We start from the raw sequence: 13,905 nt of genomic DNA, 5'->3' as shown, positions 1-13,905 counted from the left end.
CGACCAGTACAAGGCGCATCAGTCGTCTGCACGTCGCCTGCGCCATCGACGGCACCAGGGCATCCACCTGACGGCAGGCCCGCTTGCCGCGATGCACTCGCGACGAACCAGGGATATCTAGCCTTGTGCGATCAATGGGGATTAAACATGTAGTTCAGACTAGTCGTGTCGAACCGGTCGACCTCGTACTGTTGATCCCGGCCTGCGGCGACACCGATGGCCCGCGAGAAGCACCCGCCTCGCCACCGCACCGAGCGGTGCTTTACCATCTCTTTACTATCCCGTTGCGGATACTTGCCCTGAGCCAAGCAGAAGCCCGGACCACGTGAGGTCCGACGAGAAGCGAACGGAGTGCCCGACCCGCAATGGGTGAACCTCCCAGTCCAGGCCGTGCCACGCCCTGCCCGCACAATCTCCAGACGGCAGCAGGGGTGGCACGGTGACCGAAGTCCTGCTGCTGCTCCTTGCCCTGGTGCTGACACTCGCGTGCGCGGTGTTCGTCGCTGCCGAGTTCTCCCTCACCACAGTCGAGCGCAGCGAGCTGGAACGCTCCGCCGCGGCCGGTGAGCGGGGCGCCGAGAGCGCCCTGAAGGCGGCGAAGCAGCTGACGTTCCAGCTGTCCGGTGCCCAGCTCGGCATCACCGTGACCGCGCTGGTGATCGGCATGCTCGCCGAGCCCTCGGTCTCCGCCCTCCTGCGAGGTCCTCTGGAATCGGTCGGGCTGCCCTCCGGGGCCGTTTCCACCACTGCGACCCTGCTTGGCGTTGCCCTTTCCACCGTGGTCCTCATGGTCGTGGGCGAGCTCGTCCCGAAGAACTGGGCGATCTCGCGACCGCTGGCCGTCGCGAAGGTCGTCGCCGGCCCTCAGCGTGCCTTCACGGCCGCGTTCGGGCCGCTGATCCGTCACCTGAACAACACCGCGAACGGCCTGCTGCGCCGCTTCGGCCTGGAACCGGCCGAGGAGCTGGCCTCCGCCCGCACGCCGGAGGAGCTGGTCGCTCTGGCCCGGCACTCGGCTCGTGAGGGTGCGATCGAGGCCGACTCGGCCGAGCTGTTCGTCCGTACCCTGCACCTGGCCGATCTGACCGCCGAGAACGTCATGACCGCGCGGGTCGACGTCCAGGCCCTGGAGCTCAACGCCTCCGCGACGGACGCCGCGAAGTTGACCCGGACCACCGGCCTGTCCCGGTTCCCCGTCTACCGCGACACCCTGGACGATGTGGTCGGCACCGTCCACATCCGCAACGTCCTCGCACTCGACGAGGACGAACGCACGACCACCCCGGTGTCCGCGCTCATGACCCCGGCGCTGCTGGTGCCGCACTCCCTGCCCGCGGACACCCTGCTCGGGCGACTGCGCAAGGCCCACACGATGGCCGTGGTCATCGACGAGTACGGCGGCACCGCCGGCGTGGCCACGGTCGAGGACATCGTCGAGGAGGTCATCGGCGAGGTCCGCGACGAGCACGACCCGATCGAGGTTCCCGACCTCATCCAAGGCCCCGACCATGACGGCCGCCAGGTATGGGAGGCCGGCGGAGGCATCCGCCTCGACGAACTGGAACACATCGGCTTCGCAGCCTCCGAAGGCCCCTACGAGACGCTGGCAGGCCTGATCGTCACCCGCCTGGAACGCATCCCGGCCGAGGGCGACACCGTCACGGTCGACGGCTGGGAACTCACGGTCCTCGACATCGACCGCCATCGCGCCGACCGGGTCGCGATCACAGCACCCGCCGCTTCCAGCAATGAGACCGACTCCGGGGAGGAGAACCGATGACCACGATCCAGCTGCTGATCGGCGCTCTCACCCTGATCACCAACGCCTTCTTCGTCGCCGCCGAGTTCGCCCTGATCTCGGTCCGCCGCAGCCAGATCGAACCGGCAGCCCGCAAGGGCAACCGGCGGGCCAAGAGCACCCTGTGGGCCCTGGAACACATCTCCGCGATGATGGCCACCGCCCAGCTCGGCATCACGGTCTCCTCCCTGGTCCTGGGCGCGGTCGCCGAGCCGGCCATCGCCCACCTGCTCGAGCCCCCTTTCCAGGCCATCGGCATCCCCGAGGCGCTGATCCACCCGATCGCGTTCGTCATCGCCCTCGCCGCGGCGACCTACCTGCACATGCTGGTCGGTGAGATGGTCCCGAAGAACATCGCACTCGCCGCCCCCGCACGGACCGCGCTGCTGCTCGGCCCGCCCCTGGTCGCCCTCACCCAGGCGCTGCGGCCGTTCGTGTTCGGCATCGACGCCTTCGCCAACGTGCTGCTGCGGCTGCTGAAGGTCGAGCCGAAGGGTGAAGTCGGATCGACCTTCACCGACGAGGAACTGGCCCGCCTGGTCAAGGACTCCAGTACGGCCGGCCTCCTCGCCCCCGAGGGCGCCGACCGTCTGCGGGACGCACTCGCACTCGGCAAGCGGCCCGTCGGCGAGGTCATGATCCCCCGCGAGGAGTTCGTCACCGTCCCCTACGGCATCACCCCTCGCACCCTGGAACGCACAGCGGCCGACCACGGCTTCTCCCGTCTGGTCGTCACCGGACCCGATGGCCAGATCATGGGCTTCCTCCACATCAAGGATGTCCTCGACGTAGCCGAGCGCACGGCGCCCTTCCCAGCCTCCGCCCTGCGCACCGTCACCGAGGTCGGTCAGGGGACCCCTCTGGACGACACGCTGAACGCAATGCGCAACGCCGGCACCCACCTCGCCGCCGTCGCCGACGACAGCGGTTCGGTCATCGGCTTCGTGACGATGGAAGACGTCCTCGAAGAACTCGTCGGCCAAGCCGCCTGACCAGCGAAGAACACACGTTTGTATTCAAAGTGCGCGTCGCGGATCATCGACAGTCGCCGCAGCCCACGAAATCCGTCGGGCGAGCCACCCGCGGTGTCGGCCGAAGGGGAAGTAGTCGATCATGGAATTGAAGTGGGCCCGTGCCTGGTATGCCGCGACCGCGGCGTGCGTCGCCATAGGCGTGATCATCTATGGGGTGCTGTCCTGGCAGAATCACATGCCCGCGGTGGCCGAGACCGGCGAGCTGTTCCAGAGGTTCGGCGGTAGCCCCCTGGGCCGCACCCTGAACATCTTCGCGTTCTTCACGGTCCAGTCGAACCTGATCGTGGGCGCAACGTGCCTGCTGCTCGCCATCAACCCGGACAGGTCCTCGACCGTGTTCCGGGTGTTCAGGCTGATCGGCCTGGTCGGGATCACGGTCACGGGCCTCGTCTACCACGTCGCGCTGAACGGCCTGCTCGCGCTGGACACGTGGGCAATGGCCTCCGACAAACTGACGCACCTCGTCGTTCCGGTCATGGCAGTGGTGGGCTGGCTGGCGTTCGGCCCGCGCGGCCTCGCTTCGGCGCGAGTCGTGAAGCTGACGGTCCTCTTCCCACTCACCTACATGATCTTCACGATGATCCGCGGCCCGCTCGCCTCCGACTGGTATCCCTACCCGTTCGCGAACGTCCACGCGTTGGGCTACCTGAGGGTCGTCATCAACGGCGTCTGGATCGGGCTTCTGTTCGTTTCCCTCGCCGCCGGCGCGGCCTGGCTGGACAGGCGCCTGTCAGCCAAGCAGCCCGCCCCTTCCCCGCAAGAGACGAGCTAGGGACGAGCTAGGGAAGCGGACCTCAGCTCACTGACCGCCCTCTGAAGCCTGTTCGGCCGCAGGGCGATCCTTGGCGCGCGCTCCGAATACAAGGCGCCTGCTCCTCGCTGGTCAGGCCACCGGGACCGCGCCGGTTTGTTCGACAGCACCCAGCGATACCCGGAATTCGGCCGCGGGAGGGTTCAAAGGGTGCGCAGTGCGTCGACGGCGATGCGGGCGGTGGTGCCGATGACGGCGTCGGCCAGGGGAAGGGTGGCGGCGGTGTTGGCGGCGCGGGTGAAGACGGCGACGGCGTAGCGGCCGCCGTCTGGGTACTCGATGACGCCCACCTCGTTGCGTACGGTCGGCAGGCTGCCGGTCTTGCCCGAGACATGGATGTCGTCGAAGGGGAAGCCGGAGGCCATGCGGTGGGGCCAGACCTGCAGGCCGAGGAGGCGACGGATCGCGGCGCAGTGTTCGGGGGTACAGGCTTCGTCGCGCCAGACGGCGCTGAGCAGACGGGTCATGTCGCGTGGGGTGCTGCGGTTGGTCCGGGTGGGGTCGAGGGACCTGAGCCGGGCGATGACGTAAGGGTCGGCCAGGGCCTGCGCGCCGCCGGGGCCCGCGTCCTCCCTGATGGTGGCGAGGAGCTGGCGGAACGTGTGGGTGGCGTGCGTGTGGTGGAGGCCGAGCCGAGACGTGGTGGCGTTGACGGCATCCAGGCCGATGCGGTCCAGGAGGAGTCCGGCGGCGGCGTTGTCGCTGACGGCCATCATCAGATAGGCCGCGTCACGCAGTGACATGCGGACGGGGTCGAGCATGGCGGCGATCCCGATGGGGCCCGAGCTTCGGTCGGTCGGCAGGCATTCGGCCTGCTCGGTGAGGTCGACGCGCCCTTCCACGGCGAGTTCGTGGAGGGCGACGAGCAGGCAGAGTTTGTGCACGCTGGCGGTGACGACCGGGTGGTCGGAGCCCGCGTTGACCTCCGCGCCGGAATCGATGTCGACGGCGTGCAGCCAGCCGGTGACGCCGGCCGCGTCGAATGCCTCGCGAATGCGAGTGAGGGTGTTGATCACAGCCAGTACTCCGCTGCCGGGCGCAGATGCCGCGGGGTGGGGTCGGGGCTCGCCGCGGCAGTGCTTCGCAGTGCGCGTGTGGCCGCTTCGGCGAAGGTGCTGACGGCGGTGTCTCCGCGCCCTTGCGGCCAGGCCACGGAAAGGCGCCAGGCCAGGGGGTTACCGACGAGCGGACGCCAGGTGATGTCCGGGTCCTGGTCGCCGGCAGGAGCCAGGTGGGCGTCCCTCGGGCTGAAGGCGACGGCGTTCGCCGAGAGGATCAGGCCGCGGACGAAGCTGACGCCTTGGCCGTGCCGGACGCCGGCGGGCGTGTACCCGTTGCGGGCGCACGTGGTCAGTACGTCATCGTGCAGTGCCGGGGCGTCGGCACGGTGGAAGAGGATCAGCCCGTACCCGGTGAGGGCGGAGAGCGGGACTTCATCGAGCGCTGCCGCCGGGGCGTCGCGTGGCAGCAGTACGCCCACCTCGCGGTGCAGCACCGGGCCCAGCGTGAGGCCGGAGACGTCACAGGGGTGGTGGATGAGTCCGACGTCCAGGTCGTGCGAGGCCAACTGGGCGAGCTGCTGGGTGGTGGTCAGTTCACGCAGTTCGAGTTCGACGCCGACGTGGCGCTGCTGGAAGTCACCCAGGATCGCGGCGAGGGTGTCGCCCGCGATGTCGGGCGGCAGTGCGGCACGGAGCAGCCCGCTGTCGCCGTCGCGGATACGGCGGGCGGTGGCCAGCAGGTCCTCGGAGCGGACGAGCAGCTCGCGGGTGTCGGCAAGGAGCAGCGTGCCTGCCTTGGTGATGGCCACCTGCCGGCTGGTGCGCTCGAACAGCCGCACCCCCAGCTCGCGCTCCAGGCGCTTGATGCGCTGGGACAGGGGCGGCTGGGCGATGCCGAGCCGCTCTGCGGCACGGCCGAAATGTGACTCTTCTGCAACAGCCACAAAGCACTCCAAGTGCCGGATCAGGTCCACAAGCAGCAACGATATCGGAAATTAATAGATGTGCGATTGATCCGGAACTTGGACATGACGTGATGCCGACTGCTCTTCTCGTGGCATGCGGCGAATGCGAGCCGCCCGGCGGTGAGTGGGGCGCGGGTGCTCCGCCTCGACCGTCCGGACACCACCACGAGAACCCGCCCGGAGACCATGCATGAACAGGACACTGAGACACGCAGCCGTCGTCTGCGGGGTGTTGATGGCCGCCCTGCTCGTGTGGGCGACGTGGTTGCAGGCTGCCCGGGGTAAAAGCCTGGCCAACCATCAGCAGAACCCGCGGGTGAGGATGGAGACGTTCGCCCAACCTCGCGGAGACATCATCGTCGGCGGCGAATCGATCACCGGCTCCGAGGTAGTCCCGGGCTCGGACTTCACGTACAAGCGGGTCTACAAGGACGGCCCGATGTACGCGCCGATCACCGGATACCTCTCCCAGGCACAGGGCGCCACCTTCCTGGAGGGCGTCCACGACGACTTCCTCAACGGCAAGGACAGCAGGCTGCTCGCGGGGCCCATCGACGCGCTGACCGGTGTGAAGCCCCAAGGCGGTGACGTCATCACCACCATCGACCCGAAGATGCAGAAGGCCGCCTACGAGGGGCTGACGGACCTCGACGCCACAGGCGCGGTGGTCGCCCTCGATCCGCGCACCGGCAAGATCCTGGCGATGGCGAGCACACCCTCGTACGACCCCTCCGTCTTCGCCGGAATCACGGGCAAGGAAGGACAGGAGTTCAAGCGGCTGGGCCAGGACGAGGACAAGCCGCTGAGCAATCGGGCGACCCGTGAGATCTATCCGCCCGGCTCGACCTTCAAGATCCTCACCGCGGCGGCCGCCCTCGAACACGGCGTGGCGACCGACATCGACGCCCCCTCGGACGCCCCGGCTCCGTACCGGCTGCCGCTCAGCACGAAGGAGATCGGCAACGTGGTCCCCGACTCCCAGTGCGACAAGGTCTCGATGAAGACCGCCATGCAGTGGTCCTGCAACAACGTCTTCCTCGACGCCGCGCTCAAGACGGGCAAGGACAGGATGCGCGAGACGGCGGAGAAGTTCGGCTTCAACAAGGAGCACTTCGCCCCCGTACGCACGGCCGCGAGCGGCTACCCGGCCGAGCTGGACAAGCCGCAGACCGCACTGACCGGCATGGGGCAGGGGAGCGTGACCACCACACCGCTCCAGATGGCCATGGTCACCGCGGGCCTCGCCAACAACGGCACGGTAATGAAGCCGTACATGGTGGAGGAACTGCGCGGCCCCGACCTGTCGGTGCTCGAGAAGACCCAGCCGGAGGTGCTCAGCCAGGCCGTCTCCGAGACCACCGCGAAGAAGGTGCAGGCCATGATGGAGCACACGGTGAGCGACGGCTCCGGGAGCAACGCTACAATCTCGGACATTACGGTCGGCGGCAAACCCGGCACCGCCCAGCACGGTACCGACGTCCGCGACGAGCGCCCGTACGCCTGGTTCGTGTCGTACGCGAAGCAGAGCGACGGCTCTTCCCCGGTCGCGGTCGCCGTCTTCATCGATCCCGAGGACATGGACATCTCCCGTGAAGACATCGCGGGTGGCCGCCTGGGGGCTCCGATCGCGAAGGCGGTCATGGAAGCGGCGCTGAAGCGGTAGCCCCGCGCGCACACGTTGGCAGAGCTGTGCGCGCCAACGGCAGGGAAGTTCGGTCGATCACACGTGCCCGTCCAGGAACGGCGGGGGCAGCACGTCATAAGAAGGAGATGTCCATGGTGGGCCAGCCCCCCCACGAACCAGAGCAGAACCGGCCACAGCAGGAGCCGTCATCGGGCGAACGCGACTCGCGGCCCGCGCCGACTCCCCAACCTGACCAGGCCGGTGCGGCGAACGAGGAGAACGCATCGGCGACCGACCGCGGCGAGATACCCGGGAACGACGATGCGACCACCACCGACGCTCCACCTGACGTCGACGAGCCCCGCCAGGAGCCGCTGTCGCACCCGGACCGGCTCGCACAGGTCGCCGACACCACCAGTCCGCCCGCGACCCAAGGCCGTACCCTCCCACGCTGGCTCAAGATCGTGACGCCGGTCTCACTGCTCCTGGGCCTGGTCTTCCTCATCGCGCAGGTGGTCCGGCCGCTGCCGTCGCCGGCTCTCAAGATCGAAGCCGGCCTGTCCCCCTACAACGTCGCCGGGCACTTCGAAATCCCGTGGCCGAAGGAGGGGCAGGCGGCCGTCCAGATGGAGGGCGTGGGCAGCCTCGGCACCTTCGGCAAGCCGAAGCCCGTTCCGACCGCGAGCGTCGCCAAGGTGATGGCGGCGTACGTGCTCCTCAAGGAGCACCCGCTCAAGGAGGACGAACCGGGACCGATGATCGAGGTCGACGCCAAGGCCGTACAGGACGGCCAGGCCGAGCACGAGTCACGCATCGAAGGTCTGAAGGTCGGCGCGAAGTTCAGCCAGCAGGACATGATGAAGATGCTGATGATCCCCTCGGGCAACAACATCGCCCGGCTGCTGGCCCGCTGGGACACCGGAACCGACTCCGAGACCGCGTTCGTGCGGAAGATGAACGACGCCGCCAAGCAGCTCGGCATGAAGGACACCACCTACACCGATCCCAGCGGTCTGGACGCGAAGACGGTGAGCACCGCCGTCGACCAGCTCAAACTCGCGGAGGCGGTCATGAAGTTCGATGCCTTCCGGGCGATCGTCGCTCTGCCGAACGCCACCATCGACGGCCTGCCCGAGCCGATCAACAACAACAACGACAGGCTCCTCCTGGCGGGCCTGAGCATCCGGGGCATCAAGACCGGATCACACACGGCGGCCGGCGGCGCGCTGATGTGGGCGGCGTACAAGACGATCGACGACAAGACCCCGCTGATCCTGGGCACGATGATGGATCAGCACGTCGACGGCCCGGATCCCAACGGCGCCAACAGCCTCATCCTGGTCCAGGACAACAGCAAGAAGGTCATCGAGGCGGTCCGCAATGCGCTGACCTCCGCCGTCGTCGTCAAGAAGGGCCAAGTCGTCGGCCATCACGACAACGGACTCGGTGGGCGGACCCCCCTCGTCGCCACCGAGGACCTCAAGGCCATCGGCCTGCCGGGCCAGCGACTGGCGCTGCGCATCGTCGACAGCGGCAAGGCGGTTCCGCACACGGCCAAGGCCGGCACCGAGGTGGGCACGCTGACGATCGGCGGTGGACCCGACGCCACGAAGGTCCCGGTCGCCCTCCAGAAAGACCTGACCGAACCGTCCTTCGTGTCGAAGCTGACGCGACTGGGCTGACCTCCCGGATGAACGAGATGGTCATCTCCCTCGCCGCGAAGGGGCTGCCGACCGGCGAGGTCCAGGCCCACCTCGCCGAGGAGGGTGACCTTTCGGGGCGGGCAGACCGTGGGGCAGCGGTGGTCGGCAGCCCCTGCGGGAGATGGCGGATTCCCCAGCGAGTTGGTCCGGCATCTCACGACCACACCGACTGATGGAACAGAGATTGCCCCTGCAACGCCCCCCTCAAGCTCGCCGCTGTCAGACCCCAGAACTACCGCTCCTGGCGCATTGGTAGAGCCTCGCCTCGGCAAGTGCGGTGCTCGTGCCCCAACCGTGCCCTTCAGGGCGGTAAACAGCGGTCATCACGGGTGCGGACGACACCCCACGGAAGCTTCGGCAGGAAGACATACACCGAGGTCAGAGGCCATATAAGCACCCCGAGCACCATTGATTCCCAAGCTTATAGCGCGGGTTCGATTCCCGTCATCCGCTCTTGCAAGAAGGCCCAGGTCACCGACCTGGGCCTTCTTCGTTGTCCAGGTCTCTCACCCTGCAACGCCTCGCGGGACGCGCTTTCGGTGACCTGCGCCATGTGCGGCCCCGCACTGGGTGGGCAGTTGGCCTTCCCGAAACAACGGTTACCCCTCCGTGGCGATCCCTCGGGCGACGAGCGCCTCGCGCAGGCGCGCGGCGGTCTCGGCCGCCCGGTCCGGCGACGGTGACAGGACGCCGTTCTCCGTCATCAGAGCGTGGAACTGCTGCTGCGAGTACGGGACGCCGGCCGGCAGGGGGGCCACGTGCCAGTGCAGATGCGCATTACCCTGCTGGCTGCCGAGCGAGTAGAGGTACGTCCGCTCCGGCTCGCAGACAGCCTCGACGGCAAGGGCGATCTCCCGGACGAAAAGCATGAGCCGGGTGTAAGCCTCCTCGCCCAGGTCGCGCACGGCATGCTCGACGTGCGCTTTCGGTGCAACGAGGACCTTGCCCGGCACAGTGGGCCACCTGTCCAGGAACGCCACGTGATCGGCATCCTCGAACACCGTCTCGTGCGAGTAGTCCGGGTTCCCGGCGAGGAACGCGCAGACGAAGCACGGACCGCTCCGTGTGCGCTCCACGTATGCCGCAAGATCCATCGGCCGTCGGTCCATCGACACCGTTGCCCCTCTCCGTAGGGTGCGCCAGTCTCCCGCGGCCCTGCGATGGGCACCAGATTCACCTCCCGGGCCGCTGGGCGCCGGCGGTGACGGCCGCCTCGCGCCCAAGGGGCGGCAGAGCCTGGCCAGTTGGCGTTCACGGAGCGCCTTCCGGTGAATCGCCAGGCGCACGGTCGAAGCGATAGATCCGCATATGCGTGCGAGACATTTCGGTCATCCTGACGTTCCGTCACCCATGTAGACCCATTTTTCTGATATACGGCGTATTGCCCTGCAATATGCGTGAGTAATGCCCAGTAACGGCGTATTAGTACCTCTGGCAGGGAGTCGCTCGCCCCGCCCAGGGCGAGCCTGCACGAGGGATCGCAGGTGGGGGGCCTCCGCCCTGTCCAGTGACCGTCACGGGCGCCCGAGGTCCTCCTTCGGGAGGACTGAGGCTCGAAGCACTCGAAGCACTCGAAGCAACAGAAAGGTCCTGCTATGGCGTTGGATGCCATTCGATCGGATCCACCCAACAGAAGGCCTCAACCAAGACTGCTCAAACGGGGAGCCGTCTTCCTACTTCCCACCGCGCTCTTTGCGGCGGCCACTCTGGTCCCGCAGTACGCTCACGCCGCGGAAGCCCCCGTGGGGCTGGGGACCGCCACCAACTACGCGGTTCTGGCCGGTTCGACGGTCACCAACACGAACACCCCCACCATCATCAACGGCGACCTGGGACTCTATCCGGGCACATCGGTGACCGGCTTTCCGCCCGGCATCGTCAACGGAGTGCAGCGCATCGCCCCCAACGCCGCCGCCCTTCAGGCGAAGAACGACCTCGTCACCGCCTACAACGACGCGGCAGGCCGGGGACCGGGGAACGTGCTCGCTTCGGCCGAGATCGGCGGACTCACGCTGGCGCCCGGCGTCTACACCGCCCCGTCGACCGTGGGCATCACCGGGACGGTCACTCTCGACGGCCAGAACGACCCCGCCTCCGTCTTCATCTTCCGGATCCCCTCGACCCTGATCACGGCTCCGGCGAGTGTCGTGGCCTTCATCAACGGCGCAAATGCCTGCAACGTGTTCTGGCAGGTGGGCAGCTCCGCCACCATCGACACGACCTCCCAGTTCAAGGGCAACATCCTGGCCCTGGAGTCCATCTCGGTGAACACCGGCGCCGTGATCGAAGGCCGCGCCCTCGCGCGCAACGGCGCGGTCACGCTGGACAACAACACCATTACGAGGGCGGCTTGCGCCGTTGGCCCGCCCGGACCTCCCGGACCGACGGGCTCTCCCGGCCCGACCGGCTCTCCCGGCCCGACGGGTTCGCCCGGCCCGACCGGCGCCCCTGGCCCCACTGGCAGCCCTGGCCCGACCGGCTCACCCGGACCTGACGGCTCGCCCGGTGCCCCCGGATCCCCCGGCGCACCTGGCCCGACCGGCTCACCCGGCCCCGTCGGCAGCCCCGGACCGACCGGCTCGCCCGGCGCACCCGGCCCTGACGGCTCGCCCGGCACCCCCGGATCCCCCGGATCCCCCGGCGCACCTGGCCCGACCGGCTCACCCGGCCCCGTCGGCGGCCCCGGACCGGTCGGCGCACCCGGCCCTGACGGCTCGCCCGGTGCCCCCGGTGCCCCCGGTGCACCTGGCCCGAGCGGCTCACCCGGCCCCGTCGGTGCCCCCGGCCCCATCGGCTCACCCGGCCCGACCGGCTCACCCGGCCCCATCGGCGGCCCCGGACCGGTCGGCGCACCCGGCCCTGCCGGACCTGCCGGACCTGCCGGACCCGCAGGACCCGCAGGACCCGCAGGACCCGCAGGACCCGCAGGACCCGCAGGGCCCAAGGGGCCGCGCGGGGACAAGGGCGAAAAGGGTGACCACGGCGAGCACGGCCACGGGCACCACAACCACGACGAGGGCGGACCCGGCCACGGTCACGACGACGAGGACGAGGACGACGGCGAGCACGGCCACGGCCACGACGGGCCCGACGACGGCGGACCCGGCCACGGCCACGACGACCACGGCAAGCCTCCATGGGCCAACTCCCTGCCGGGCAACCTCAACGCTGGTCCGGGCCCCCTGGGCGCCGGCCACACGGCCAAGAGCGTCAACTTCGCCCACGTGAGCGCCGCCACCCGCCAGCAGCCGGAGGGAGCCTCGCCCGTACTCGCCGCGAACCGCGCAAGCAGCGGGCCCGGCATCCTGGCCGCCTCCGCAGCCGCGCTCGCATTCATCGGAGGCTCGGCCCTCTTCACCATGAAGCGAGTCCGACGTACGGCGACTCGACAGGACTAGCCCATCGCGGACGTGACCGCCTCCCGCCCCCGAGCCATCGGGGGTCGGGGCCGGAGCCCGGTCACGCACATGGGACGCCCTTGTCAGCCGTTCGGCGGCCGAGCCCCTGGAATCGTGGTCCAGGGGCTCGGTGGGGCTCGAGAGATCCCGAGCCGGCGGCGCCGAACAGCCCTCGCTGGTTATCGAGTTGGCGCTGCGAAATCGGCCGGCGGCCGGATCCGCTGACGGACCCGCCGTCAGGACAGCGAAGGACAGGGCTCCTGCACGCGCTGAACTCCCTGCCCTGACCGGTGGAGGTCAGGGCAGAATTCCGTACGGCCGTATGCCTTGACGACTTCGTCGATGAAATGGCGCGTACGGTCCGGGCCCAGCGCCCGGGCTTGCAAGTGCGCGTACATATCGCTGTAGCGCCGCACGTCGGATCGTTTCTCCAGGTAGAGGTCGCTGGTGAACCTTTCGAGATACACCACGCTCACATCGGTGGCGTCGGCAAATTCGAGCAGCGCGAACTGTCCCGATACGCCCGGGTGGGCACCCACGTCGTGAGGGAGGACCTGCAAGGTGATGTACGGCCGGGCGCTGAGGCGGATCAGATGGTCCAGCTGTTCGCGCATGACCTCGCGGCCGCCCACGACGCGCCACAGCGCCGATTCGTCCAGGATGGCCCATAAGCGCAGCGGGTTGCGCGGGGCACCCACCCGGCTCTGGCGCCGCAGCCGCACCTGGAGGCGCGTGGCCGCCTGATCGGCAGTGGCGTGAGGGATCGTTCCTGCGATGACCGCCTGGGCGTAGGCGGGAGTCTGCAGCAGGCCGGGGATCACCATGGGCTCGTAGAAGCGAATGGCGGCCGCCGCCGCCTCCAGGCCGATGTAGGCGCCGTACGAGATGTCGCCGTAGGAATTCCACCAACCCTGCTGACCCGATTCCCTGGCCAGTTGCATCAGGTGGTCAACACGCCGCTGGTCCTGGACTCCGTACAGCGCACAGAGATCGCGCACGTCACGCGGCTTGATGAGGCGGTGACCGTTCTCCAGCAGGCTGATCTTGGGCTGGGAGATCAGCAGGCGTTCCGCCACCTGCTGCGTCGTCATTCCGCTGATCTCCCGAAGCCGACGCAGCTCCGACCCCAGTCGACGCCTGCTGACGGTGGGATTCACAGTGCCGCCCACGGGACGCATACCTCCACTCCGAATAGACCTTGCGCTAGCGAACAGACTGCCACGGCCGGGGCCGCCGGATCCGCCTTGACTCCGTGTCGCGCACGGTGATTGCGCCGGGCGGAGAACGCCCTTAACTCGCATTCAGCTCCAGCTGGTTGAGCATATATTCCGGTTCAAAATAAGAGGAATCAGAACACCGCCTCGCAGTGACCTGAAGAATCGGAATCACCCCGAAGGGGGCCACCACCACACGCAGGTTTCTGCGTAATATGCCAGCTCTTCGACTGCTCCGATCTGACGCTCTCCGCCTCCCGGAAGGCCGGCAAACGGCTGCCTCGTGCCGCCGCCGGGCAGCAGTACGAACGCACCCACCACATCCGACGCAGTCATCGCGCGCCGGGCGCCCGAGTG

At 68.5% G+C, this 13,905-nt stretch carries 10 protein-coding genes; 6 read left to right on the top strand and 4 right to left on the bottom strand.

The annotated features are described in order from the left end of the window. Positions 1 to 439 precede the first annotated feature (439 nt). The 3 genes from OG490_RS19795 to OG490_RS19785 all read left to right on the top strand — a co-directional run bounded on the left by OG490_RS19795 (position 440) and on the right by OG490_RS19785 (position 3,604). Positions 440 to 1,780 (top strand): hemolysin family protein, encoded by a 1,341-nt coding sequence (locus OG490_RS19795; protein WP_267038675.1) that lies wholly within the window; start codon positions 440 to 442, stop codon positions 1,778 to 1,780. Then, positions 1,777 to 2,790 carry a hemolysin family protein gene (locus tag OG490_RS19790; protein ID WP_267038676.1) on the top strand — a complete coding sequence of 338 codons (1,014 nt, stop codon included), beginning with the start codon at positions 1,777 to 1,779 and terminating at the stop codon, positions 2,788 to 2,790. Before OG490_RS19795 ends, OG490_RS19790 begins: the two co-directional genes overlap by 4 nt. Before the next feature lie 121 nt (positions 2,791 to 2,911). Beyond that, positions 2,912 to 3,604, top strand: a complete 693-nt coding sequence (locus tag OG490_RS19785; protein ID WP_267038677.1) for a Pr6Pr family membrane protein — start codon at positions 2,912 to 2,914, stop codon at positions 3,602 to 3,604. A gap of 182 nt (positions 3,605 to 3,786) precedes the next feature. Here OG490_RS19785 and OG490_RS19780 read toward each other — a convergent pair whose 3' ends face one another. Beyond that, entirely contained in the window at positions 3,787 to 4,659 is an 873-nt protein-coding gene (locus OG490_RS19780; RefSeq protein WP_330297627.1) for a serine hydrolase, read from the bottom strand. Next, positions 4,656 to 5,588, bottom strand: a complete 933-nt coding sequence (locus OG490_RS19775; RefSeq protein WP_267038679.1) for a LysR family transcriptional regulator — start codon at positions 5,586 to 5,588, stop codon at positions 4,656 to 4,658. Before OG490_RS19775 ends, OG490_RS19780 begins: the two co-directional genes overlap by 4 nt. A gap of 211 nt (positions 5,589 to 5,799) precedes the next feature. Here OG490_RS19775 and OG490_RS19770 point away from each other — a divergent pair, with 211 nt between their 5' ends. Continuing rightward, complete coding sequence (locus tag OG490_RS19770; RefSeq protein WP_330297626.1) at positions 5,800 to 7,272, top strand: peptidoglycan D,D-transpeptidase FtsI family protein; 1,473 nt, start codon at positions 5,800 to 5,802, stop codon at positions 7,270 to 7,272. A gap of 113 nt (positions 7,273 to 7,385) precedes the next feature. Further along, the gene (locus OG490_RS19765) at positions 7,386 to 8,915 is read left to right on the top strand and encodes a D-alanyl-D-alanine carboxypeptidase family protein (protein WP_330297625.1); all 1,530 of its coding nucleotides are present in this window, start codon (positions 7,386 to 7,388) and stop codon (positions 8,913 to 8,915) included. A gap of 620 nt (positions 8,916 to 9,535) precedes the next feature. On the opposite strand, the gene OG490_RS19760 is transcribed toward OG490_RS19765, so the two are convergent. Continuing rightward, positions 9,536 to 10,045 (bottom strand): HIT family protein, encoded by a 510-nt coding sequence (locus OG490_RS19760; RefSeq protein ID WP_330300984.1) that lies wholly within the window; start codon positions 10,043 to 10,045, stop codon positions 9,536 to 9,538. Between the two features lie 633 nt (positions 10,046 to 10,678). Between OG490_RS19760 and OG490_RS19755 the strand changes: the two genes are divergently transcribed. Then, positions 10,679 to 12,334, top strand: coding sequence for an ice-binding family protein (locus tag OG490_RS19755; RefSeq protein ID WP_330297624.1), 1,656 nt, complete (start codon positions 10,679 to 10,681; stop codon positions 12,332 to 12,334). Positions 12,335 to 12,570: 236 nt separating this feature from the next. Here OG490_RS19755 and OG490_RS19750 read toward each other — a convergent pair whose 3' ends face one another. Beyond that, positions 12,571 to 13,503: a helix-turn-helix domain-containing protein gene (locus tag OG490_RS19750; RefSeq protein WP_330297623.1), complete on the bottom strand. Its 933-nt coding sequence runs from the start codon at positions 13,501 to 13,503 to the stop codon at positions 12,571 to 12,573. Positions 13,504 to 13,905: the final 402 nt, after the last annotated feature.

Origin of the sequence: Streptomyces sp. NBC_00503 (genome assembly GCF_036346895.1) — a bacterium.
Taxonomy (GTDB): domain Bacteria; phylum Actinomycetota; class Actinomycetes; order Streptomycetales; family Streptomycetaceae; genus Streptomyces.
The sequence above is the reverse complement of the archived record's forward strand: the minus strand, read 5'-3'. Positions and strand labels throughout refer to the sequence as shown.